The sequence below is a fragment of the Pseudoalteromonas sp. 2CM28B genome, assembly GCF_023161935.1.
On sequence record NZ_JALNTH010000009.1, the window covers coordinates 101,944 to 126,092 of the forward strand.

19 protein-coding genes are annotated in these 24,149 nt (G+C 41.4%); 10 read left to right on the plus strand and 9 right to left on the minus strand.

Annotated features, from left to right (window positions below; all coding sequences use genetic code 11):
* Nucleotides 1-40: 40 nt before the first annotated feature.
* Nucleotides 41-592, plus strand: coding sequence for a DUF4136 domain-containing protein (locus MTN96_RS14345; RefSeq protein ID WP_248532036.1), 552 nt, complete (start codon nt 41-43; stop codon nt 590-592).
* A gap of 65 nt (nt 593-657) precedes the next feature.
* Nucleotides 658-1,470: a methionine sulfoxide reductase gene (locus MTN96_RS14350; protein WP_248532038.1), complete on the plus strand. Its 813-nt coding sequence runs from the start codon at nt 658-660 to the stop codon at nt 1,468-1,470.
* 5 nt (nt 1,471-1,475) lie between these two features.
* Here MTN96_RS14350 and MTN96_RS14355 read toward each other — a convergent pair whose 3' ends face one another.
* A complete protein-coding gene (locus MTN96_RS14355) occupies nt 1,476-1,982 on the minus strand; it encodes a peptide-methionine (S)-S-oxide reductase (RefSeq protein WP_036982396.1) in 507 nt (168 codons plus the stop codon).
* A gap of 202 nt (nt 1,983-2,184) precedes the next feature.
* Between MTN96_RS14355 and MTN96_RS14360 the strand changes: the two genes are divergently transcribed.
* Nucleotides 2,185-4,038 (plus strand): TonB-dependent siderophore receptor, encoded by a 1,854-nt coding sequence (locus MTN96_RS14360; protein WP_248532040.1) that lies wholly within the window; start codon nt 2,185-2,187, stop codon nt 4,036-4,038.
* A 372-nt stretch (nt 4,039-4,410) separates the two neighbouring features.
* On the opposite strand, the gene MTN96_RS14365 is transcribed toward MTN96_RS14360, so the two are convergent.
* The gene (locus MTN96_RS14365) at nt 4,411-4,674 is read right to left on the minus strand and encodes a YkgJ family cysteine cluster protein (RefSeq protein ID WP_008109286.1); all 264 of its coding nucleotides are present in this window, start codon (nt 4,672-4,674) and stop codon (nt 4,411-4,413) included.
* Nucleotides 4,675-4,845: 171 nt separating this feature from the next.
* On the opposite strand from MTN96_RS14365, the gene MTN96_RS14370 reads away from it, so the two are divergent.
* The 3 genes from MTN96_RS14370 to MTN96_RS14380 all read left to right on the plus strand — a co-directional run bounded on the left by MTN96_RS14370 (nt 4,846) and on the right by MTN96_RS14380 (nt 10,193).
* Complete coding sequence (locus MTN96_RS14370; RefSeq protein WP_248532041.1) at nt 4,846-6,021, plus strand: efflux RND transporter periplasmic adaptor subunit; 1,176 nt, start codon at nt 4,846-4,848, stop codon at nt 6,019-6,021.
* Nucleotides 6,022-6,024: 3 nt separating this feature from the next.
* Nucleotides 6,025-9,174 carry an efflux RND transporter permease subunit gene (locus tag MTN96_RS14375; RefSeq protein ID WP_138626946.1) on the plus strand — a complete coding sequence of 1,050 codons (3,150 nt, stop codon included), beginning with the start codon at nt 6,025-6,027 and terminating at the stop codon, nt 9,172-9,174.
* A gap of 128 nt (nt 9,175-9,302) precedes the next feature.
* Nucleotides 9,303-10,193, plus strand: coding sequence for a dienelactone hydrolase family protein (locus MTN96_RS14380; RefSeq protein WP_248532043.1), 891 nt, complete (start codon nt 9,303-9,305; stop codon nt 10,191-10,193).
* Between the two features lie 20 nt (nt 10,194-10,213).
* Here MTN96_RS14380 and MTN96_RS14385 read toward each other — a convergent pair whose 3' ends face one another.
* Complete coding sequence (locus MTN96_RS14385) at nt 10,214-11,155, minus strand: LysR family transcriptional regulator (RefSeq protein WP_248532049.1); 942 nt, start codon at nt 11,153-11,155, stop codon at nt 10,214-10,216.
* A gap of 126 nt (nt 11,156-11,281) precedes the next feature.
* Here MTN96_RS14385 and MTN96_RS14390 point away from each other — a divergent pair, with 126 nt between their 5' ends.
* On the plus strand, nt 11,282-11,938 hold the full coding sequence (locus MTN96_RS14390; protein WP_069439608.1) for a nitroreductase family protein: 657 nt from the start codon (nt 11,282-11,284) through the stop codon (nt 11,936-11,938).
* Nucleotides 11,939-11,982: 44 nt separating this feature from the next.
* On the opposite strand, the gene MTN96_RS14395 is transcribed toward MTN96_RS14390, so the two are convergent.
* The 5 genes from MTN96_RS14395 to dapB all read right to left on the minus strand — a co-directional run bounded on the left by MTN96_RS14395 (nt 11,983) and on the right by dapB (nt 19,270).
* Nucleotides 11,983-13,041, minus strand: coding sequence for a S66 peptidase family protein (locus MTN96_RS14395; protein WP_069439609.1), 1,059 nt, complete (start codon nt 13,039-13,041; stop codon nt 11,983-11,985).
* A 170-nt stretch (nt 13,042-13,211) separates the two neighbouring features.
* Nucleotides 13,212-13,688 carry a transcription elongation factor GreA gene (gene greA / locus MTN96_RS14400; protein WP_010388635.1) on the minus strand — a complete coding sequence of 159 codons (477 nt, stop codon included), beginning with the start codon at nt 13,686-13,688 and terminating at the stop codon, nt 13,212-13,214.
* Nucleotides 13,689-13,738: 50 nt separating this feature from the next.
* Complete coding sequence (gene carB, locus MTN96_RS14405; RefSeq protein ID WP_248532056.1) at nt 13,739-16,957, minus strand: carbamoyl-phosphate synthase large subunit; 3,219 nt, start codon at nt 16,955-16,957, stop codon at nt 13,739-13,741.
* A 16-nt stretch (nt 16,958-16,973) separates the two neighbouring features.
* Nucleotides 16,974-18,110: a glutamine-hydrolyzing carbamoyl-phosphate synthase small subunit gene (carA, locus tag MTN96_RS14410; protein ID WP_036982376.1), complete on the minus strand. Its 1,137-nt coding sequence runs from the start codon at nt 18,108-18,110 to the stop codon at nt 16,974-16,976.
* Nucleotides 18,111-18,472: 362 nt separating this feature from the next.
* On the minus strand, nt 18,473-19,270 hold the full coding sequence (gene dapB / locus MTN96_RS14415; RefSeq protein ID WP_248532057.1) for a 4-hydroxy-tetrahydrodipicolinate reductase: 798 nt from the start codon (nt 19,268-19,270) through the stop codon (nt 18,473-18,475).
* A 362-nt stretch (nt 19,271-19,632) separates the two neighbouring features.
* Here dapB and MTN96_RS14420 point away from each other — a divergent pair, with 362 nt between their 5' ends.
* Nucleotides 19,633-20,946 carry a Na+/H+ antiporter NhaC family protein gene (locus MTN96_RS14420; RefSeq protein WP_248532102.1) on the plus strand — a complete coding sequence of 438 codons (1,314 nt, stop codon included), beginning with the start codon at nt 19,633-19,635 and terminating at the stop codon, nt 20,944-20,946.
* Between the two features lie 118 nt (nt 20,947-21,064).
* Entirely contained in the window at nt 21,065-21,853 is a 789-nt protein-coding gene (locus MTN96_RS14425; RefSeq protein ID WP_374275314.1) for a nucleoside-binding protein, read from the plus strand.
* 112 nt (nt 21,854-21,965) lie between these two features.
* On the opposite strand, the gene MTN96_RS14430 is transcribed toward MTN96_RS14425, so the two are convergent.
* Nucleotides 21,966-22,763, minus strand: coding sequence for a M48 family metallopeptidase (locus MTN96_RS14430; RefSeq protein WP_214552014.1), 798 nt, complete (start codon nt 22,761-22,763; stop codon nt 21,966-21,968).
* 170 nt (nt 22,764-22,933) lie between these two features.
* Here MTN96_RS14430 and MTN96_RS14435 point away from each other — a divergent pair, with 170 nt between their 5' ends.
* Nucleotides 22,934-24,133, plus strand: a complete 1,200-nt coding sequence (locus MTN96_RS14435; protein WP_248532060.1) for a Bcr/CflA family efflux MFS transporter — start codon at nt 22,934-22,936, stop codon at nt 24,131-24,133.
* The last annotated feature ends 16 nt before the right edge of the window (nt 24,134-24,149 follow it).

The following is a 24,149-nucleotide window of genomic DNA, read 5'->3' on the forward strand; positions in this document are numbered from 1 at the left end:
ATGGTAGTTTAAACAAACGCACTTTATTGGAGCAAACGGTATGAAACATATATTTATTGTCGCAGCACTGGCGCTACTTACCGCCTGTACACAAACGCCCGATTGGGATTACGATAAATCAGCAAACTTTAGTAACTACAAAACGTTTGCTTGGGTAGAAAACGTGAGCCTAACCAAAGACACGAATAACTACCAAATCAGTGGCCTTATGGAAAAACGCGTTCGCAATGCGGTAAACAACCAACTAAGCCAACAGTTAGGTATGCAATTGGTTGACGTAGCGCAAGCTGATGTACTTGTTAATTACCATGCAAGTGTTGATAAAGAGCTAGAAGTAGATACCTTTAACGTAGGCTACGGTGCACGTTGGGGTTACTGGGGCACAGGCTTTAACCACGATGTAAGCGCACGTGAGTATGAAGTAGGCACGTTAGTTATCGATATTATTGATCGTGAGTCAAACCAATTAATTTGGCGTGGTGCTAAAGATGGTCGTTTAAAGAAAAAACAAACACCATCACAACGTGAAGCCGCTATTAAAGAAACGGTTGCCAATATTTTAAGCAACTTCCCGCCAAAAAAGCAGCAGTAAGTTTTAATTAATATTTAAAAAGCCCGCAGGCTCGCGGGCTTTTTTGTGAGAAAAGGAATTTTTCGGTGACATTTAAAAAGCTCCTAACCCTTAGCTTATTTTTACCCCTGCTTTGTGCGTTCCATGCGTACGGCACTCAACTACAGTTAAAGCCTGGTATATGGCAAGGAATTTATAAAGATCATTTTGAGTACAATGTACTGGAAATTAAAGAAAACGGAGAACACCGTTTAATAATAGCAAGTATCGCCAATGCATTTTATAGAAATAAATCAATTGCGTTTAGCAATAATGATATCAAATGCAGTCGCATTAATTGCACTATCAAACTTGTTAGCCCTAATAAAGAACATCTGCAATTTACATTGATTTTAAGCCCCTTTTTAGATAATTCATTCGAGGTGTTAGAAATTTATTCTAATGCAGACGATAATTTTGTAATGTCAAAAACGTACCGATTGGAAGAACAAAAAGGGCAATCTACCGTTCGTACATTTATAGGTAAATACCGCTCTAAAATAGATGAGTTAGCTGCTATAGAAAAGACGGGCCTACATGGTTTTTGGGTAGGATTATTAAATTTAGACGGCAAGCAAGAACTAGCAAGTATTGAATTTCACCCCAATAAAAAGTCGTATTTCAATTATTTTACAAATGAGACCAATGACATAATTAGCACCTCTTTTATGCCACAAGATATTCAAGAAAAAGAGAGGATATTGGAAATAACCACCAGCCACCCACTTTTCGCAAATAAGCTAATTATTCATAAAGACAACCGAGAACTTAAAGGCTATATGTACTCAAACCACAAAGGCACAACACTTCAAACTGGCTCGTTCAAATTATATCGTTTTGAAAGGCCTGAGTACCCTTAAAGCTATCACGATTTATACTTGTGCAATAAATCAAGCGGGATATGGCAATAATCATCAGGGTGATTGGTTAAACGGTCTTGATGCTCGGGATCGCTAGGGACATAATTAGTCAATGGCGCTACTTGTACCGCTATTTTTTTTGCATCGTCCCGCTGGCTAATATAGTCTCTGGCGATGTTTAAATGATTACTGTCTTGGCTAAAAATGGCGGTGCGGTATTTTTCGCCTACATCGTTACCTTGTTTATTGATACTGTATGGGTCAATAATCTCAAAAAAATAGCCGATTAATTCATTTAAGGTCACTTCTTGGCTATCAAAGGTTACTTTCACGCATTCGGCATAGCCATCGTATTCACCTTGTGTTGTGTTACTAGTGCCATTGGCACGCCCCGCCTCAGTAGTCACTACTCCAGGTAAATACTTCATAAATTCTTGCACGCCCCATAAGCAACCACCAGCAAAATAAAGTGTGTGCTGATTTAATGAATGGCTCGGTTGTTGTGTTTGCATAATAAAGTGACCAATGTAAATAATTAATAGGATGCAGAGTTACTATTTTGTAACGCTAGATTTGATTATCAAATGCAGTTTTTTATCATTAATGTACAATAGCGCCCAAAATCACCCTAGCTTAGTGAGCTTACCTTATCATGTGATAAAAAATGATAGGTATTTAATTGTTAGCGCCATTGCATAAAATGAGAGTAATGATATGAATCGTGCCCCGCACCTTATAATACCGGCCGTACTAGCCAGTATTTCAACTGTTGCTTATGCAGAGCAGAGTAAAGAAACAGCAACCATAGAACAAATAACAATTGAGGCGTCACCCACCGCCAATACATTACCTGTTGGTACATTTGATTCGCCTATTTCAAATTTAGAGTACGACCCGCGTGTTGACTTGCAATCACGCAATATGGCTGAAGCACAAGCTGATGTAACGATACGCGGTGGTATTTTTGAAAATACCGGCTTTAGAGTCGGCAGTGCAACTCTACTAGACCCGCAGTCTGGTCACTACTTTGCAGAAATTCCTATTGCACCACAAATGCTAACGGGTGCCAGCGTATTAACCGGAGCCGATAATGCACTTTATGGCATGAATAGCTCGGTAGGTACTGTGTCGTTTACTTGGAAACCAATAACAACGGGTGGCAGTGTCTCTTTGGGCGCTGGCTCAAATGACTTTAACCTACAAACAATTCATGCAGGTGTGAGTACTCCAATTGAAGCAAACGCTAATTGGCGTATTGGTTTTGAAGGTGAATATTCGCACTCACAAAGTGATGGTTCAATTGATTTTGGCGATCATGACTTTACTCGTACTTCTGGAAGAGTGCAGTTAACTGGGAGCGATTCACAAACTGATTTATTTTACGGCTTACAAGAAAAGTTTTTTGGTTGGCCAAACCTTTATACCCCCTTTGGTGTAAATGAAACCGAAGACTTAGAAACCCAATTATGGATGCTCAACCATAAGCAAGCCTATGCTACCAACAGTGAATTTGAAGTATCGGCTTATTACCGCAAGCATAACGACCATTATGTTTATTCAAGAGAGAACCCAAGCGCGTTCCAAGCATTTCATGAAACACAAGTAACATCACTGGCTATTTCAGGTCGTCATACGCAAACAAAGTCAGTTGCGGTTAATTACTCGGCGCAATATATAGAAGACAGTATTGACTCCACCACCCTTGAAAATAACTTTACTTCACGTACCTACTTTAAGCTTAGTGTATTGCCTGAATACACAACAGCACTAGCAAGCAACCAGCAACTAACCGTGCGTTTAGGGGCTGCGTTTGATAACACCAGTCGTGATGATTCTGAGCTATCGTTAATTGGTGATGTTAGTTTAAATACCCAAAATAACGATGGCACTGAGCGAACATTGTATTTGTCGTATGCCGAGGCAAGCCAAGTAGCCGGTTATACTGCTATTGGTGGCAGCGAGACTGGTGGGTTGTTCAGAAGTAACGCTAATCTTGAACGTGAAACCACCAAAAACTTAGAGCTGGGCTTATTACTCGAGCAACAAAGCTGGCAACTCAATTCAGCGCTTTTTTATCGTAAAGATAACAACCTAACCGATTGGACATTTAACTTTGATTCAAGCTCAGCACGATTTGCAGAGCCTGTTGATATTGATACCACAGGCCTTGAGTTTTTAGCCACTAAGCAATTTGATAACGCAGAAATTATTGCCAGCTATGCGTACTTACATAAAACAGAAACCTACGGCGCTGAAAATGTTGATGCTAGCTTTTACGCCTTAAACTTTCCTGATCATCGTGTAACGCTCGGTGCAATTTGGAACCCGACGGATATGTTAGAGTTTCGAGTAGATAATGAATGGCGTAAACAGCATAGAAATGCGCTACGCCGTTCAGGTGACGAGGCGTTATTTACTCAACTGACAGTAAAAATAACTCCACCAGCCCTGCCTAACTTCTTTATTAGTCTTGCAGCTGATAACTTGTGGGATGAGTCGTTTGAAGAAATTCCAGGCACGCCGGGTCGCGGTGAGCAATATACGCTAAGCGCCACGTATAGCTGGTAACAATTTAGCTCGGCGAGGGTGTATCCCACGCTGAGCGTGTTTTTTAAATTGAAATAATAAACAGACTAGCAACAAACTGACTTAAAAATTTTATACCACAGCTCACCCTACTTTACGTACTCTAAAAGCCCAGCGCCTCTTCGCCCTTTTTGTGCATTTATCATTAAAAACGGTATGAACAAAGAGGATTGAATGAGAAGAAAGTGAGAAAAAGACGACTCACTAAACCAAGTGATTTTGTGTCTAAGTCACTTACTCTTAAAGCGCAGCGTTTCTTTGCACTCTCTTAGTACTATTTTTAGAAACAAAAAGTACGTGTCTACACTTTTCAAGCGTATAAATTGTAAATATATGTGTATTTAATACAATAAATTAGGTTAATTGCTCTAATTCTGTAATTAACGTTAATGCATGTTCATTGGTTGTCCCGCATACATCTAAAGTGGCGCTAAAATCACTACACACTTTAGGGCGCGACTCATCACCAAATAGCTTACATAAATTACGCTCATCTAGCTGAATACAACGTTCTCCGGCCTTTTTACCATTTGGCATACCCGGTATTGGCGAGCTAATACTTGGTGCAATACAACATGCTCCACAGCCTAAACGGCACGCCATTGATTGTGTTTTCATTATAACCTCAGTAATAAATTTCAATTCTATTGTTGCTGTTTTGCATACAAACAGAGCGATTTGTTCTATTTGCAACCGCATTATGCAATGACTTGTTACATCTTCAAACACACTGTAAACACTTTATTGCGTATCATTAGCCCATCAGCACAATTTATGAAGGAATGCCCTGTGGCGACTAAAAAACAAATAATACTCCCTATCGCGGTCCTTGTTAGTGGCATCGCCCTTGCGGCGGGCTTTTCAGCAATGAAAAAACCACCAGAAGAAAAACCAGAACAAGATACTCGCCCATTGGTTGCAGCACAACCTATTCACCTTGATGCAATCACTCTCGATGTTAAATCGTACGGTATTGTGCAACCTAAAGACCGCACTGAGCTGATTGCTCAGGTAAGTGGCCAAGTTATTTCTGTTGCAGGGCAATTTGTTGAAGGTGCCTTCGTAAAGCAAGGGGATATTTTAGCACGAATTGACCCAAATGATTACGAAGCTGATTTAATTGAAGCCCAGGCTGGGCTCGCCCAAGCAAGTTCAGCGCTTGAGATTGAACGTGCTCAAGCACATGTTGCTAAAGCTGAATGGGAACGCATTAAATCAGACTCAAGCGATATCACCGCTTCTGCGCTTTATTTACGTAAACCGCAATTAGCAGAGAAAATGGCACGTTATCGTTCAGCGCAAGCAAGTGTAAAACGTGCTAAACGTAATTTAGAACGCACTTATATTAAAGCCCCCTACGACGCGATTATTAACGCACGCAGCATTAGTTTGGGTTCTGTTGTAAATCCAGGTAATAGCTTTGGTTCACTCAGTGCCACCTCGGTCGCTGAAGTACGTTTACCGGTTGCCGATAAAGAACTGCAATACTTAAATAATGGCGGCATTGGTGCAACAGTGTTATTTAGTGCGCAGTTCGCGGGCAAAGAAACCACATGGCAGGCTAAAGTGGTACGCAGTGAAGGGGTGATAGATCAAAAAAGCCGTATGAGCTACTTAGTGGCACAATTACCAACCCCATATGCTAACAAAACTCAACCATTGCGTTTTGGCTCCTATGTTAACGCTAGCATAGAAGGTCGTGCAGTTAATAACGCCATTGTTGTGCCACATCATTTAGTCAAAGAAAATAAAATTGCGATATTAAACGACGATTTAACCTTGTCGTTTAAAACTCTCAATATTATACGTGAACAAAACGGCATGGTGATCGCAGACCAAGGGCTTAATGACGGTGAACAGCTAATTACTTCTGCCCTTGAATACCCTACCGAGGGAATGGCGGTAAAAATTGAAGACGTTGTAACAACCCCAGACGTTACTCAACTTGCATTGAAACAGGAGTAACTTATGTCTACACGTGAAAAAGGCCTAATTGCATGGTTTGCGCGCAACCCTGTTGCAGCAAATCTATTGATGATATTTATACTTATTGGTGGCATTTTAACGGCGTTTACTATTCGCAAACAAATGTTTCCACAATTTGAAAGTAACTGGATCAGTGTCTCCGCGGTATACCCTGGCGCAGCCCCGCAAGAGGTTGAGGAGGGCATTACCATAAAAGTCGAGGAGAACCTTGAGGGTATAGAGGGAATAAAGCGCCTTATCACCTACTCCAATAGAGGCTCTTCACAAGCATGGATTGAAATAGAAGAGCAGTTTGATCCGCAAGAAGTACTCGATGAAATTAAAGTACAAGTAGATTCAATTAATACGTTTCCTGCGGGTATGGAGCGCCCTATTGTTCGTCGCGATAAGTACAAACAAGAAGTAATGATACTTGCGCTTTACGGTGACATGAGTAACTACCAACTTAAAGAGCTCGGAAACGATATAAAAGACGAGCTTCAGGCACTACCTAATATTAATTTAGTTAACTTTAATGGTGGCCTTAATTACGAAATTGGTATTGAAGTAAGCCCTGATAAACTGCGTGCTTATGGATTAACGTTTAGAGATATTGCCAGTGCAGTGCAAAGCTTTTCTGCCAATATGTCAGCTGGGCAAATTCGCTCTGAAAATGGCTATATTTCAATGCGCGTTGAGAAACAAGCCTACCGTGGTAGCGAGTTTGCAAAGCTACCGCTGATCACCCTTGCCGATGGCGCGCAAGTATATTTAGGTGATGTTGCCACTATAAATGATGGCTTTGAAGAAGGCCTACAATACTCAAAATACAATGGTAAAAACTCATTGTCGTTTGAAGTAAACGCCTCCAAAGATCAAGATATTACCGATGTTGCTAAAGTACTTAAAACCTATATGGCTGAAAAAGAATCGCAACTGCCTGCAGGTGTTAAGCTCTCTCCTATTGTTGATTTAACTTACTACCTCGAAGGTCGCCTCGATATGATGGTCGACAATATGATTTGGGGTGGCTTACTAGTTATGTTGGTATTAGCGCTGTTTTTACCATTACGTTTAGCTTTTTGGGTAATGATGGGTTTACCTGTGTCATTTTTAGGTGCCTTTTTGTTTATGCCAATTGGCTTTTTAGATGTCACCATTAACTTAGCCTCGTTATTTGCCTTTATACTGGTGCTTGGGATAGTGGTTGATGACGCCATTGTTGTGGGCGAATCTGCTAGTGCTGAAATAGAAAAACATGGCCATACACTCGATAACGTAGTACGCGGCGTAAAGCGCGTGGCAATGCCAGCAACATTTGGCGTACTTACCACTATTGCGGCATTTTTACCGCAAACTCTTGCCACAGGCCCAAGTGCGGCTTTTTCTAAAGCCATTGGTGGGGTGATTATTTTATGTTTAATTTTCTCACTGATTGAATCAAAACTTATTTTGCCGGCACATATTGCGGCAATGAAAGACCGTAAAGCAAATCCAAAAAACCCGCTTCACCGTGCACGTAAAGTAATGGATAACGGCCTAAAAAGTTTTGTTGATAACTACTACACCCCGTTTGTTGGCCGCTGCATTCATTATCGCTATACCGTAATTGTCGGTTTTATGTGTTTACTGATTGTCAGTGCGGGAATGTTTGCCGGTGGTTTAGTTAAATTTGTGCCTAACCCTAAAATACCGCACGATTTTCCACGCATTGATATAGAAATGAACTTAGCGTCTTCTGAGCAAGCAACGCTTGAGACAGCTAAAAAAATAGAGCAGCTAATACTGAGCGTTGATAACCAGCTCAAAGAGCAATACGGTAAACCGATGATCCACGATTTATCAGTTAGTTTACGTGGGCGAACGCAAGCAAACATTATGGCTATTTTAGTTGAACCCGACCTGCGCCCCATTGATACCTTTGCACTGAGTGCATTATGGCGCGAACAAATGCCTAACTTACCGGGCGTTAAAACCCTAACCATTCAAGACAGTATTATGAACGGGGGTCGAGACGATGGCGATGTAAGCTTTAAACTCGAAGGTAAAAATGCACAAGTACTTAAAGAAGTCGCTGGTAAACTTAAAACCAAGTTGCAAAGTATGGAAGGCGTAGGCGATGTTAATGACTCAATGCAAAGCGCTACCGATGAAGTACAGCTAGATTTAAAACCACTTGCTTACAGCATGGGGCTAACCCTTGCAGATGTGGCCTCACAAGTGAGCTTTAGTTATTACGGTTTAGAAGCACAACGTATTCTTCGCGAAGGTGAAGAAATCAAAGTGATGATCCGCTACCCAGAAGATGAGCGTAACTCAATCAGCGATATTGACAGCGTACGTATTATCACCCCCACAGGCGCTGAAGTACCATTAAGTGAAGTTGCTAATATTTCATTAGTTGATGGGGTTAATCGTATTCGCCGTGAAAATTCAAAACGCACAGTAAACGTATGGGCTGCGGTAAATACTGACCAAGTAGAGCCATTTGCGATTGCACAACAAATTCGTGATGAGTACTTACCTTCATTACTTAAAAACTATCCAGGGGTGCAAAGTAATGTGGCTGGTCGTATTCAAGAGGAAATGGATAGCGCTGATGAGCAATTACGTGACTTTGCGCTATCGATGATCATAATTTTTGCATTATTGGCCATTCCTCTGCGCTCTTACTCGCAACCATTAATTATTATGTCGGTCATTCCATTTGGTGTGGTTGGTGCCATGTTTGGCCACATGGTACTAGGTATGACCATGAGCAGCTTATCGATGTTTGGCATTATTGCGGTAGCCGGTGTGGTGGTTAATGACTCACTCGTGATGGTAGATTTTGTAAACAAAGCGCGTGCTGAAGGTGTGGCAATAAAACAAGCGGTAATGCAAGCCGGTGCACGTCGCTTTAGAGCCATATTACTAACTTCAATCACCACCTTTATTGGGGTCATGCCGATTATTATGGAAACCAGCTTACAAGCAAAAATTGTAATACCGATGGCGGTATCGCTCGCTTTTGGTGTGCTGTTTGCCACGGTAATAACGCTTATTCTTATACCGTGTCAATATGTTGCGCTTGAAGATGCAAAACGCCTGATCCGCAAATGGCGCGGTAAAGATGCCCTAGTCGATGGCCAACCAGCAACGATAAATCACTAAATTAAGTAAAATCCCAACCAAAAAGCTCGGTATTATTATGCCGAGCTTTTTATTTATACATTAAACTGCTCGTTTTTTATGCCTTTTACGTTATGGTATTTAATAATCATAATAAATAAGGCACAACTATGAATTCCCCTCAGTCCGAACACATTCCTCAAGAAGCATTTGATTGGTATGACGAATACGCTCACGGTTTAATTGATAGACACACGTTTATGAAAAAGCTTGGTGGCTTAGCCGCATTGGGCTTTTCAATGACGGTGCTTACAGGTGCATTATTACCTAATTACGCACAAGCCGAGCAAGTCTCATTTAATGACGATGACATAAAAGCCACTTACCAAAAATTTGATTCGCCTAATGGCCATGGTTCAGGCAAAGGCTACTTAGTGATTCCAACAAATACACAAGGCAAACTACCTGTTGTATTAGTAGTACACGAGAATCGCGGCTTAAATCCATATGTAAAAGATGTTACAAGGCGACTAGCTAAAGCCGGGTTTATTGCTTTTGCACCTGATGCGTTATACCCACTAGGTGGCTATCCAGGCAACGACGATGAAGGTCGAGCCATGCAACGCACGATGGATCGCGTTAAAATACAAAATGATTTTGTTGCCGCCGCGCATTTTTTGAAGGCGCATCCAAATAGTAATGGTAAATTAGGTGCCGTTGGTTTTTGTTTTGGTGGCTATATTGTTAACTATTTAGCTGCCGTAGACAGTAATTTATTAACTGCGGGCGTGCCCTTTTATGGTACACCTGCAAGTGAAAGCTTACACAAAAATATAAAAGCGCCGTTAATGATTCAATTAGGTGAACTTGATAAACGGGTTAACGCTACATGGCCTGAGTATGAGCAAAGCTTAAAATCACACAATGTTGATTACACTATGCACATGTACGAAGGCGCGAATCATGGTTTTCATAACGATTCAACTGGCCGCTACGATGAAAAAAATGCCGAACTTGCATGGCAGCGTACATTAGCATTTTTTAATAACCACTTAAGTTAACATTACTAAGTGTGTATTTGTTACTCGTTAATTAATACACGTTTATCAACAATTCCCTGCTTTACTAGCTGGTTCAATAAGTGAGCGGTTTTTTCTCTGCACACATCGCGTAGTAGTCGTACAGCGGGAGTAATCGATTGTCTGCTTGGGCAAATAAGCCACAGCTCCCCTTGGGTGTGCTGATAGTTTGGCATCACAGTAACAACGCGTTTATTTAATAAGTCATCAGCAATATCTAACGCCGATTTAACCGCTAAACCTTTGCCTGCTAAACACCAGCGCCTTACTAAATCGCCATCGTTTGAGGCACGTCTGCCCTGCATTTTTACTTTGTATTTTTTTTGGCCATCGGTAAACTCCCATACATTATTGATAATATCTTGCAGCTGATAAAATAACCCTTGATGCTGCGCTAAATCATCAGGGTGCTCTGGCTCACCATATTTAGCTAAATAGGTAGGTGTAGCACAGAGTAGTCGCGGTACGTTGCAAATTTTAAATCCATAAACACTGCTATCACTTGGGGAGCCATAACGCAGTGCAATATCAACCGAATCACGAAAAAAATCGATATTGCTATCGCTAATGTGTGTACGCAAGCTCACACTTGGGTACCTATCCATAATGTCATCAATCCAGGGGATCACTAGGTTGCGCCCTAAATCAGATGAAGTAGCCACCCGCAATTCTCCCTCAATAGCATCATGTTCTCCTTTGAGGTTTTGCCTTGCCGTTTCAAGTACAGCCAGCGCTTGTTCGCATTGGGGTATGTATCGCTCCCCTGCACTGGATAAACGCAAATGGCGAGTTGTTCTAATAAATAATTCGCAGCCAAGGGCTGATTCTACGCGCTTAATAGCCGCACTGGCGGTTGCTGTGCGCATATCTAACTTAGCAGCAGCTAAAGTAATACTTCGACACTCTGCTACTTTTAAAATCAGTTTTAAGTCATCAATCTGCATATTATCTATTTTTATTTGATAATAATTCAATAATTATGCTGTTTATTTTAAATAAAGCAAATTGTATTATGTTGCTAATACACTCAGTGAACACTGTTTATTAGCCCTTTTTATTATGGAGAGACTATGACTCACCCTATTATTCGCGACCTTGAAAGCCGCCATACTGCTAAACGTTACGACGCGACAAAGCACATTTCTCAAGACGATTTAGCGGTATTGTATGACGCGATGCGTCTTTCTCCTTCGTCAATCAATTCGCAGCCTTGGAAATTTGTAGTGATTGAATCAGACGCTGCAAAAGAGCGTATGCACACTACCTTTGCTAATAAGTTTCAATTTAATCAGCCACACATTAAAGCGGCGTCGCACATTATTTTATTTGCTCATAATCCGCAATATACTCGTGAAGATTACGGACACGTAATTGATGCCGATATAAAGAATGGCAGAACTCAAAAAGAAAACCGCGAGCAAGCTTTTGGCGCTTTTGCGTTTGTTGATTTAAATACCGATGAGCAAGGTAATAATGCCGCCTGGACCAAAGCACAAACCTACATTGCTTTAGGCAATACTATGCATGCAGCAGCGCGCTTGGGGATTGATACCACGCCGATGGAAGGCGTTGATGCACAGCTGATTGGTGAAGAGTTTGCAAGCGAATTAGACGGCTATGTGTGTGATGTAGCACTTGCGCTGGGTTATCATGATGCAGAAGAAGACTACAATGCTAAGCTGCCAAAATCACGTTTAAGCAAAGAACAAGTAATTCAGGTTTTATAAGTCAAAGCTGCTCACTATAAAATGTTAGTGAGCAGCTTACTTTATTAGGCTAGTTTTGTGACCACAGACGCACTAATAACTTTGCCTTGATCAACATCTGCGGTAACAGTACATAAAGCTCCATTGATTAAATTTAAATTAGGAGGGATGTGACCAATATCGGCATCAATGATCACCGGAAATAAACACCCGCCAAAAGCGGCATTTAAGCCTTGGCGATAATCAAACCCCAGATCTTGCCCCTGTAAGGTTACATGGCGGCCAATAATCACCCCGTTTATATCATCAAACATACCGGCTAATTTGAGTGACAATAAAAACCGTGCAACCGTCGCAGGCGTGAGCTCTGCGCTTTCTAAATAAAGCACAATACCTTGCGAGGCACTGTGCTTTTTAAACTCATGCAGTGCCAAAAAAGGCGAATCGAGCAACAGTCCAACCGTATCAAGACATCCACCAAACAATCGCCCTGACATTTCGATACTGCGTTTATCGGTGTAATTTAAACATTGCCATTGGGTGGGCACGCTGTGATCAAATAATGCGTTTGGGTTATGTGCATAATCAGGTTTACTATGCTGGTGATAAACAGAGGGGGCTTGCTCAAACTCACTATTAGCCTCATAGCTTAGACTTTCAAAAATTTGTAAACAATACGGATCTTTTTCATCGGGGTGTAACTGAATTAAATTGGCGCTATGCAGTGTTGCCCAATTACATTTTGCTGTCAGTGCACAGGCAATCGTGCTGACATCTGAATAACCCACCAACCATTTAGGTTTGGCATTTTTAATTGCGCCAAAATCAAGTAACGGCAATATTTCCATTGCCAGCTCTCCGCCCATTGGCGGCATAATCGCATCTATTTCATCATCTAATAAAAAGTCCATTAGTTGCTTGGCATGCTGCTTGGCTGTTAGCTGAGTTCGCGGTTCGTTTTGACGTAAAAACTCCCCCTCAACAACCTCATAACCTCTTTGTTTTAAGCCGTTAATGACGATGTCTAACCGTGGGTGATATTTTGATTTGATCCCCGCTGATAAAGAACACACGGCGATTTTAGATCCCATTTTTAAAGGTGCTGGATACAGTATATTTGCCATATTATTTCCTTATTGAAGAATAGGTTACTACCATAACAACATAGCCTACATTTACAAACAATGAATAATAATTGACCGGTATATAAATCAAATATAAAAACCAAGCATAAAAAAACCAGTGCTTGTTGCTAAGCACTGGTTTTTATAAAACGCTAAAGTGAGTTAACTAATTAAATATACTCAACCTCAATGATTTCGTACTCTACATCACCTTTTGGCGTTTTGATAATCACAGCGTCATCCGCTTGTTTACCAATTAAGCCGCGAGCAATTGGTGAATTAACAGAGATTAAATTACTTTTAATATCTGCTTCATCATCGCCAACAATCTGATATTTAACTTCAGCGTCGGTTTCAACATTAACGATGGTTACTGTAGTACCAAAAATCACTTTACCTGTATTAGGCATCTTTGTTACGTCAATCATCTGCATGTTTGAAAGTTTTGCTTCAATTTCTTGAATACGGCCTTCACAAAAACCCTGTTGCTCACGCGCAGCGTGATACTCAGCATTTTCTTTTAAGTCGCCGTGTTCACGTGCATCAGCAATATCAGATACAATTTTTGGACGGGTAACAGTTTTTAATTCGTTAAGTTCATCGCGCAATAATTTTGCGCCACGAACTGTCATTGGAATTGATTGCATACTTTTCTCACTTAATCCCAAGGCCGTAGTTACGGCCTTGGCACATTTCCTTAGTTCAATCGCAGGTGTAGTTCTTGAACAGACGTCACTTTACTGCGGTCATCTGCTTGGTTAGCAGTACAGTTAGCAAATGCCGCATTCAATGTCGTAGTATAATTGGTTTTGTGCTGCAATGCACCACGACGTAACACCTTCGAATCTTCAATCGCTTGGCGACCTTCGGTGGTATTAACGATATAGCTATACTCGCCATTTTTGATTCTATCAAGAATGTGCGGACGACCTTCATATACTTTATTTACACGGCGAACCGTAATTCCAGCATCTTCAAGTGCAGCAGCTGTTCCACCTGTTGCATCTAGCTCAAAACCAAGGCCTGTCATGGTTTTAGCTAGTTCTACAATACGTGGCTTATCGCTATTACGTACAGATAGTAACGCGCGACCACCACGTGGTAAAGTGTTGCTTGCACCTAATTGTGCTTTTGCGAACGCTTCGGCGAAAGTATCACCAACACCCATTACTTCACCCGTAGAGCGCATTTCTGGGCCACGGATAGGATCCACACCTTGGAACTTAGCAAATGGCAATACCACTTCTTTTACGCTGTAGTACGGTGGAATCACTTCTTTAGTAATGCCTTGGCTTGCTAAAGATTGACCTGCCATACAACGTGCCGCAACTTTTGCAAGTGCTACACCCGTCGCTTTAGATACAAATGGAACTGTACGTGCTGCACGTGGATTTACTTCGATTAAATACACTTTGCCATCTTTAACCGCAAACTGTGTATTCATCAAACCAACTACGCCAAGCTCAAGGGCCATATCAGTTACTTGCTTACGCATTACATCTTGTACTTCTTGCGTTAGCGAGTGAGCTGGTAATGAACACGCTGAGTCACCAGAGTGAACGCCTGCTTGTTCAATATGCTCCATGATGCCGCCGATGATGACTTGCTCGCCATCACAGATAGCATCAACGTCAACTTCGATTGCGTTATCTAAGAAACGGTCAAGTAACACGGGTGCTTCATTTGATGCAGATACAGCTTCGGTCATATAACGACGTAAGTCTTGCTCATCGTATACAATTTCCATCGCACGACCACCTAATACGTACGAAGGACGTACTACCAGTGGGAAACCAATCTCAGCTGATTTAAGTAGTGCTTCTTCAGTAGAGGTAACCGTCGCATTTTCTGGTTGCAGTAAATCCAAACGCTCAACAAGTTGTTGGAAGCGTTCACGGTCTTCTGCACGGTCAATCGCATCTGGCGAAGTACCAATTACTGGCACGCCGTTCGCTTCAAGCTCACGCGCAAGTTTAAGTGGCGTTTGACCACCGTACTGTACGATAACGCCTTTTGGCTTTTCAACACGTACAATTTCTAGTACGTCTTCAAGTGTAATTGGTTCGAAGTATAAACGGTCTGACGTATCGTAATCGGTAGATACCGTTTCAGGGTTACAATTAACCATAATAGTTTCGTAACCGTCTTCACGAAGCGCAAGCGCAGCATGAACACAACAGTAGTCAAATTCAATACCTTGGCCGATACGGTTAGGACCGCCACCAATCACCATGATTTTATCACGGTCAGATGCGTTAGCTTCACACTCTTCATCGTAAGATGAGTACATGTAAGCCGTGTCTGAGCTAAATTCGGCAGCGCACGTATCAACGCGCTTGTACACAGGCACAATATTGAGTTGATGACGCTTTTTACGGATTTCAGCTTCTGACACACCGGCAATTTCTGCAATACGCGGATCGGCAAACCCTTTGCGTTTAAGTTTACGCAAGAAGTCTGCATTTAAGCCGGCCATACCGACTTCTGAAATTTTAGCTTCGTCTTTTAAGATATCTTCAATTTGTACTAAGTACCAAGGGTCAATCTTAGTCAGTTCGAACACATCGTCAACACTCATACCATGGCGCATTGCATCGGCAATGTACCAAATACGCTCTGCACCTGGCTCACGTAATTCACGAATGATTTTTTCTTTTGCTTTAGGGTCATCAAGTGCCACAATTGGGTTAAAGCCTGTTGCGCCTACTTCTAAACCACGTAATGCTTTTTGTAATGACTCTTGTTGGTTACGACCAATCGCCATTACTTCGCCCACTGATTTCATTTGCGTTGTTAAACGGTCGTTTGCACCGGCAAATTTTTCAAAGTTAAAGCGAGGAATTTTTGTTACCACGTAATCGATTGACGGTTCAAACGATGCTGGGGTTTTACCACCAGTGATATCGTTTTGAAGCTCATCTAACGTGTAGCCTACCGCTAACTTAGCGGCGATTTTAGCAATAGGGAAACCCGTTGCTTTAGACGCCAGTGCCGATGAACGTGATACACGTGGGTTCATTTCAATGATAACCATACGGCCATCAACTGGATTTACACCAAATTGTACGTTTGAACCGCCAGTTTCAACACCAATTTCACGCAATACGGCCATAGAGGCATTACGCATGATTTGGTATTCTTTGTCGGTTAATGTTTGTGCTGGTGCAACCGTGATTGAGTCACCTGTGTGCACACCCATTGGGTCAAAGTTTTCAATAGAACAAACGATGATGCAGTTGTCTTTTTTGTCACGAACAACTTCCATTTCGTATTCTTTCCAACCAATTAACGACTCATCAATTAATAACTCGCTGGTTGGTGAAAGGTCTAAACCGCGCTCACAGATTTCTTCAAACTCTTCCATGTTGTAAGCCACACCGCCACCGGTGCCGCCCATTGTGAAAGAAGGACGAATAATACACGGTAAGCCGATACGGCTCATAGTATCGCGAGCTTCATCCATTGAATGGGCAATTTCAGCACGTGGACATTCAAGGCCGATATTACGCATAGCAACATCAAAGCGCTCACGGTTTTCTGCTTTATCGATTGCATCGGCTGTTGCGCCAATAAGCTCAACGCCATGCTTAGCCAATACACCATGCTTGTCTAAATCAAGCGCACAGTTTAATGCTGTTTGGCCACCCATTGTAGGCAGGACAGCATCTGGCTTTTCTTTTTCAATGATTTTTTCTACCACTTCCCAGTGAATTGGTTCGATGTATGTTGCATCGGCCATTTCTGGATCAGTCATGATAGTGGCTGGGTTTGAGTTAACGAGTATAACTCGATAGCCTTCTTCTCTTAGTGCTTTACACGCTTGAGCACCAGAGTAGTCAAATTCACAAGCTTGACCAATTACAATTGGGCCTGCGCCTAAGATAAGAATGCTTTTTATGTCGGTACGTTTTGGCATTATTACTCCGGTTAAATTAGTGGTTACGCGCTTGCATCAAATCGATGAAGTGGTCAAATAATGGGGCTGCATCGTGCGGGCCTGGGCTTGCTTCAGGGTGACCCTGGAAGCTAAACGCTGGTTTATCTGTACGATGAATACCTTGCAATGTGCCATCAAATAACGATTTATGCGTTGCACGTAAGTTATCTGGTAATGTGGCTTCATCTGCAGCAAAACCATGGTTTTGTGCAGTGATCATTACAACATCACGGTCAAGATCTTTAACTGGGTGGTTACCACCATGGTGGCCAAACTTCATTTTTACTGTTTTAGCACCTGAGGCAAGCGCTAGTAGTTGATGCCCTAAACAAATACCAAAAATTGGCGTGTCGGTTTCTAAAAAGGTTTTAATTGCATCAATGGCATAAGTACATGGCTCAGGATCGCCAGGGCCATTTGATAAGAAAATACCATCTGGGTTTAAGGCTAGTACGTCAGCGGCAGAGGTTTGTGCGGGTACAACCGTTAGTTTACAACCACGATCTACAAGCATACGTAAAATATTACGTTTAACACCGAAGTCGTAGGCAACAACATGAAACTTTTCATCATCAGCGTGTAAGGTTTTAAACCCTTCACCTAATGTCCAGCTTGATTCGCGCCACTGGAAATTTTCCTTGGTTGAGACAACTTTTGCTAAATCCATGCCTTTTAAGCCTGGGAAGGCTTGCGCAGCTTCAAGCGCTTTTTTCTCGTCTAGTTCGTCACCGGCAACAATACAGCCATTTTGTGCGCCTTTATCACGCAAAATACGGGTTAGTTTTCTGGTGTCGATGTCCGCAATACCTAAAATATTACGTTCTTTTAAGTAATCATCTAACGATTGCTCGTTACGAAAATTACTCGCTAGCAGTGGCAAATCACGGATCACTAGGCCTTTAGCCCAAATATGACTCGCTTCTTCGTCTTCGCTGTTGGTACCCGTATTACCGATATGTGGGTACGTCAAAGTTACGATTTGTTCCGCGTACGATGGATCAGTCAAAATTTCTTGATAACCAGTCATAGACGTATTGAATACTACTTCACCGACTGACATGCCGTCAGCGCCGATTGCAGTACCGCGAAACACTGTGCCGTCTTCTAGGACTAACAGAGCGGATTTAGTCAAGTTAAACCTCCTAACAGTAAAAAACGGGAGTAAGCAAATTGCTTAACACCCCGCCAATACTCAGATAATTGGTCAAAACCTGATTTCTGTGAGCTTAAATTGTTTTACGCAGTCTTAAATGATGCCGATGTAAACCACTAAACCTTCATTCATTTTTCTTGCCTAAAACTCTTTTCATTCCCACACAAACCCCGGTTTTGCTAACCACATGAGTATAATTGGAAACACGCATTTAGTAATTTTTGGCAAATTGGCTGTATTCTACATGAAGTTGGCTTTTAGGTCTAACGCTAATTAGTAAATTGCAATAAATAAGTGGTTATAACAAAAAACCACCTCAAAGCGTTAAAAAAGGAACTTAACTACTTTAAATCTAGCACATCTTGCATATCATAAAGTCCTGCTGGTTTATTTTTCAACCACTGCGCAGCTCTTATAGCACCTAGGGCGAAGGTCATTCGCGAACTTGCTTTATGGGTTAATTCAAGTCTTTCGCCCATTGTAGCGAAGTAGGCCGTGTGTTCACCTACTATATCACCGCCTCTTAGCACCGAATAACCAATTTCATTTTGTGATTTGGCCTGCTCTATATTGTTGCGATCATAAACGGCAACCTCATCATGATCCCACCCTTTTGCCTGAGCAATCGATTCGCCAATGGCAAGTGCGGTGCCCGATGGCGCATCAATTTTATGACGATGATGTGCTTCAAAAATTTCTATATCTAAATCATCGCCTAGTTTTGTCGCTGCCGTTTGCACTAAGTTAAGCAGTAAATTTACGCCCACGCTATAATTACGCGCAAATACAATCGGAATATGTTTAGCGGCATCCGTTAATAGCGCCATATCGTCATGAGTTAAGCCGGTGATGCCAATTACCATAGGTGTTTTTTGCTCAACGGCTGTTTTTAAATGATTTCTCATGCCTTCAGGCAAAGTAAAGTCTATAAGCACATCAACATCAGCAACCTTGCTCTCGTCGCTAAAGCTAATGGCTTTGTCGGCTGCACTGTTTACTTGATTTACATTAATACCCAATAACGATGAGCTGCTGCGAACATACGCACCACCAAGTTGTGTTTGCTCTTTAATTGTCGCGGCTTCTAATAGGGCTAAGCCCATTCTGCCGTTAGCACCAAAAACACCTATTCGATTCATTGTTATTGCCTTAATCTGATTTAGTTGGATCTGTTGTTGCGTACCCTGACTAATTTGCCGACCTAAACTTGCTTTGAGCAATTATTAGCCGCATATAATCGCACACCGGTAGATATTATCTAAAAGTCGTGCAATAGTCAGGTAAGCCCTTAATTAAATAATAATAACAATACCAGTTTACTTTAGCCATCTATACATTTAAACTTCTCTTTCGCGTCGATTTGGTCTTTGGCTTGCGGGCGCTGTGGTCATCTACTTTTCAATTAAAGAGTGATCTACTAAATTCAGCTAAAAGAGGGATGCTTTGGCTGTTTAATATATCAATCGACTTCGATTGCTATGAATAATTAACGAGGATTATGATGCAGCCATCATTTGATAAAAATAAAGCAAGATTTTCTTTGCTTCCCCTACTCACCTTTGTTGCTATTTTTTTAGGCTCAGGCATATATTTACAATCTCAAGGGGTTGATTACGCGTTTTATCAACTCCCAGCACCAGTCGCTATTTTACCCGCGATTGTTTTAGCCTTTATTTTAAATAAAACCAGCATCAACCAAAGCGTAGAAACCTTTATAAAGGGCGTAGGTAATAACAATATTATTACCATGTGTCTTATTTACTTACTAGCGGGTGCTTTTTCGGCGGTTGCTGGTGCTACCGGCGGTGTGGATGCGGTTGTTAATGCCGGACTTTCACTTATTCCCCCTTCGTTACTACTACCTGGTTTGTTTTTGATAGCGGCGGTTATTTCTACTGCTATGGGCACATCAATGGGAACTATTGGTGCTATTGGCCCAATTGCCTATGCTGTATCTATTAAAACAGGGATTGATCCTGCTTTAATGGCCGGTACCATTGTATCTGGTGCTATGTTTGGTGATAACTTATCAATAATTTCTGACACCACGATTGCTGCTACGCGTACGCAAGGCTGTGAAATGAAAGATAAGTTTAGAGAAAACCTTAAAATTGCAGTTCCGGCCGCCATACTCACTATTGCATTGCTATTATTTTTAACGCCTGCAGCACAAGTAGTTGATACCAAAGACTACGATATTTTATTAGTACTTCCGTATGCCTTTATTTTAGTCTTGGCGGTAATGGGCTTTAATGTGTTTGTCGTGCTGTTAAGCGGTATTGTGTTTGCCGCATTAATGGGCTTTACTGGCAGCTATGAAGGTGCAAGCTTTGTAAAAGATATTTACAAAGGCTTTAGTGAAATGCAGGAAATATTTTTACTGTCTATGTTTATTGGTGGCCTCTCTGAGTTTATTCGTATTAATGGCGGCCTCGACTACATCGCTCAAAAGATTCAAGCTATTACTAAAGTCATTGCCAAATGGCACCGTAAAGTAGCTGATCAGTTAGGGATCGCGGCGTTAGTTGTCACCAGTAATATGTGTATTGCCAATAATACTGTGTCTATTATTGTGACAGGCCCTATTGCTAAAAAACTGGCTGATGATGGCGAAATTAGTGGTAAGCGCTCTGCCAGTTTATTAGATATTTTTGCTTGTGTAACCCAAGGGTCTTTGCCTTATGGCGCGCAAGCATTATTACTCGGTGCTACATTTAAAATTAGCCCATGGGATGTTTCAACCTCATCTTACTACTGCTTTATTTTAGCTTTTACCGCGATTGCGGTGATTTGCTTACGTCGTAATAAAGCTTAAAGCTTGTTTAAACAGTGTATTAGCTGCGTGCTAATGCACTGTTTATCTCAATAAATAATTAACAAATTAACCGTGTTTGCTATAATGTGATATTCAGCGTGTCACATAAAATATGGTTATGAAAATTAAAAACTTACTTCCTCTCGTTGCACTAAGTGTGTGTGCCTTAAGTTCAACAGCTACCGCTGCTAATTGGAGCAATACGGCGCTTCATATTAACAACGGCAACCACAAAAACCCATTTACTGAACAAAAATCTAATACCACGGTGTACTCAATTGAACATGCTTCTGGGCATGATTATGGCGATAACTTTTTCTTTATTGATTACAGTACCGACAGCAACGATGATGGCTTTCAAGATCAAGACTTTTATTTTGAAGGTTACTCTACCATTAGCTTATCTGCTGTAATGGACGAAAAAGTAGCGTCAGGGGCGCTCGTTGATGTTGGTCTAACCATGGGTATTAATGCTGCTGGCGATGCCAAAGTAGTTAAATATTTACCAGGCGTAAAATTAAGCTGGGATGTGCCTGGTTTTAATTTCTTTTCAACCCTTATCAGTGCATACATTGATGATAGCGAAGGCGTTGCAAAAGGTGGTGCCCCCATTGAAACTAACAGCTGGATGTTTGATGTAGCCTTTGATTACCCGTTCATGATTGGCTCGCAAAAGTTTAACGTAAAAGGCCATGCAGAGTACATTGCTGAACGAAAAGATGAGTTTGGTAACGATGTGCGTGCTTGGTTTTTAGCCCAACCTATTATTGTATGGGATATGGGACATGCGCTAGAAATGAAAGAAAATACCTTACTGTTAGGTATGGAATGGCAATACTGGCACAATAAATTTGGTACTGATGTTAGCGAATCAGTACCACAAGTTCACTTAGAGTGGACTTTCTAGGTTCTAGGTTCTAGGTTCTAGGTTCTAGGTTCTAGGTTCTAGTAACATGATAATTGAAAAGCCTGTCAGTTTATATCTACAGGCTTTTTTAATTGTATAATGACTATTTAAATTACAACTTACACTGCGGGTTTTTACCTTTTGCCTTAGCTGCTTTTTGCTCACTAAGCGCTTTACTCATTTGTGACTGCAAATTGCTAATACGGCTGGTCGGTGCTGGGTGAGTTGATAAGAACTCTGGCGTAGCCCCACTGCCCGCTTGGCTCATATTTTGCCAAAGCGTCACAGACTCTTTGGGATTAAACCCTGCTTGCGCCATAAGATCTAAACCAATTGTATCCGCCTCTGACTCGTGTGAACGACTAAAGGGTAAAACCACACCATATTGAGCACCTAAACCAAGGCCTTGCATAATTTCATTACGGTATTGCACGTTACCTATTTCAAGCGCCGCATTGCCCAGCTGCATTCCCGTTTGTAAAATAGAACTTTGTGAGACCCGTTCATTTGAATGCTCAGCAATCACGTGTCCAACTTCATGGCCTAAAACAGTGGCAACCTGATCTTGATTTGTGGCTATTTTTAAGAGCCCCGTATGTACACCAATATAACCGCCAGGCAATGCAAAGGCGTTTGCAGATTCATCTTCAAATACCACCACTTCCCAATTTTGAGATGCATATTCTGTAGGAAGCACGGCCACGACTTTTTCAGCAATGCAATTGACGTAACTGTTTACTTTTGGGTCTTTATTTATCGGCTGCGTTTTTTTCATCTCTGCAAAACTGGCAGTGCCCATTTGAGTCATTTGCTGATCTGAGTAAAGCGCAATTTGCGTGCGCCCAGTTGGTGATGTTTTACAACCTGCTAATACTGCACTGGCTAGAACTACCAAAACCAATTTTTTCATTGTGTTACCCTAAAAAAGTTTGTTACTAAGTATAGAATACCAAACGCGGTGTTATTTTAAAATCTTTGCTTTTTGCGATTAAACAATTAAGTTAGCAGGCAAACTAAGTTTATCCAAGGCTACTGCCCTGCTATAATGCTGGGCCTATATTCGTTGTTTTGAGTTTTTAAATGAGTGCTTCGGCTTCTTCTTTTAATACCCGTATTTTATTGCCTTTATTAGCCAGTATTGTCGCGATCACGCCTTTAGCCATTGATATGTATTTACCGGCGATGCTGGTGATTGCCAATGATCTCAATACCAGCATGCCAAATGTTCAAATATCGTTGAGTATATACTTAGCGGGTTATGCATTGGGCATGTTGTTTTTTGGTCCTATAGCGGATCAAATTGGCAGGCGTAAACTGGCACGGATAGGTCTCAGTTTATTTGGCTTAAGTTCACTGGCGTTAGCATTTACCACTGAAGTGCATGCTTTTTGGGGGTTAAGAGCTGTACAGGCATTTACAGGCGCGGCCGCTACGGTTGTCGTCCCAGGGATCATTAGGCATATATATCAAAAAAATACTGCTAAAGGTATGTCTTACGTGTCTATGATTATGATGATAGCGCCTTTACTTGCCCCCTCTATCGGCTCGGTTATTTTAGGCTTTTCGGTATGGTCGACTATTTTTATTGTTTTAGCGAGCTATAGCTTTGTTATTTTACTCTTTGTGCAACGTTACTTAATCGATATTCCAATATTTAAAAATGAGCGAAAAGGATTAGCATTATTCTTCTCAAGTTATAAAGTGGTTTTAAGTAATACGCACGCCCGCGCCGATATTTTAAGCTCGATGCTTGTGTCGTTTGGCTTTTTTTGCTTTTTAACGTCCGTCCCTTTTATTTACCTCGACCTATTTAAAGTATCAGAACGATTGTTTGGCCTGTTATTCGCTTTTAATGTAATGGCGTTGATGTTTGGTAATTTTTTAAATACTCGCGTAGTGCCACGTATTGGCTCACGCAAAATGCTTTATTATGGCTTAATGTGTGGCTTTATCTCTGGCGCAGCATTACTTAGCTTTAGCGTATTAAACTTATCACTTTACTTTATTGTTGCGGCTATTGCTCCGTTGATGATGAGCCTAGGTATAATAGCAAGTAACGCAGATTCGTTGATTTTGATGAAATTTGAGCAAAATACAGGGACTGCAACCGCGGTTATTGGCACCTTACGTTTTGGTAGTGGCGCATTAGTAGGCCCTATATTAGCGGTAATGCATGCACAAAGCGCAGTTCCATTTTCAAGTTTAATGTTCAGCGCAGTTGTACTCACTATTCTAGTGCAGTTAGTTCATTATTTTAAAGACAAAAAAAATGCCTCATAATGAGGCATTTTTTAAT

Excerpts from the sequence above, each read along its gene's own strand:
- MTN96_RS14345 (WP_248532036.1), top strand. The coding sequence starts at position 41 with ATGAAACATATATTTATTGTCGCAGCACTGGCGCTACTTACCGCCTGT.
- MTN96_RS14355 (WP_036982396.1), bottom strand. The coding sequence starts at position 1,982 with ATGCAAACACAACAACCGAGCCATTCATTAAATCAGCACACACTTTAT.
- MTN96_RS14360 (WP_248532040.1), top strand. The coding sequence starts at position 2,185 with ATGAATCGTGCCCCGCACCTTATAATACCGGCCGTACTAGCCAGTATT.
- MTN96_RS14365 (WP_008109286.1), bottom strand. The coding sequence starts at position 4,674 with ATGAAAACACAATCAATGGCGTGCCGTTTAGGCTGTGGAGCATGTTGT.
- MTN96_RS14375 (WP_138626946.1), top strand. The coding sequence starts at position 6,025 with ATGTCTACACGTGAAAAAGGCCTAATTGCATGGTTTGCGCGCAACCCT.
- MTN96_RS14380 (WP_248532043.1), top strand. The coding sequence starts at position 9,303 with ATGAATTCCCCTCAGTCCGAACACATTCCTCAAGAAGCATTTGATTGG.
- MTN96_RS14385 (WP_248532049.1), bottom strand. The coding sequence starts at position 11,155 with ATGCAGATTGATGACTTAAAACTGATTTTAAAAGTAGCAGAGTGTCGA.
- MTN96_RS14390 (WP_069439608.1), top strand. The coding sequence starts at position 11,282 with ATGACTCACCCTATTATTCGCGACCTTGAAAGCCGCCATACTGCTAAA.
- MTN96_RS14395 (WP_069439609.1), bottom strand. The coding sequence starts at position 13,041 with ATGGCAAATATACTGTATCCAGCACCTTTAAAAATGGGATCTAAAATC.
- greA (WP_010388635.1), bottom strand. The coding sequence starts at position 13,688 with ATGCAATCAATTCCAATGACAGTTCGTGGCGCAAAATTATTGCGCGAT.
- carB (WP_248532056.1), bottom strand. The coding sequence starts at position 16,957 with ATGCCAAAACGTACCGACATAAAAAGCATTCTTATCTTAGGCGCAGGC.
- dapB (WP_248532057.1), bottom strand. The coding sequence starts at position 19,270 with ATGAATCGAATAGGTGTTTTTGGTGCTAACGGCAGAATGGGCTTAGCC.
- MTN96_RS14420 (WP_248532102.1), top strand. The coding sequence starts at position 19,633 with ATGCAGCCATCATTTGATAAAAATAAAGCAAGATTTTCTTTGCTTCCC.
- MTN96_RS14425 (WP_374275314.1), top strand. The coding sequence starts at position 21,065 with ATGAAAATTAAAAACTTACTTCCTCTCGTTGCACTAAGTGTGTGTGCC.
- MTN96_RS14430 (WP_214552014.1), bottom strand. The coding sequence starts at position 22,763 with ATGAAAAAATTGGTTTTGGTAGTTCTAGCCAGTGCAGTATTAGCAGGT.
- MTN96_RS14435 (WP_248532060.1), top strand. The coding sequence starts at position 22,934 with ATGAGTGCTTCGGCTTCTTCTTTTAATACCCGTATTTTATTGCCTTTA.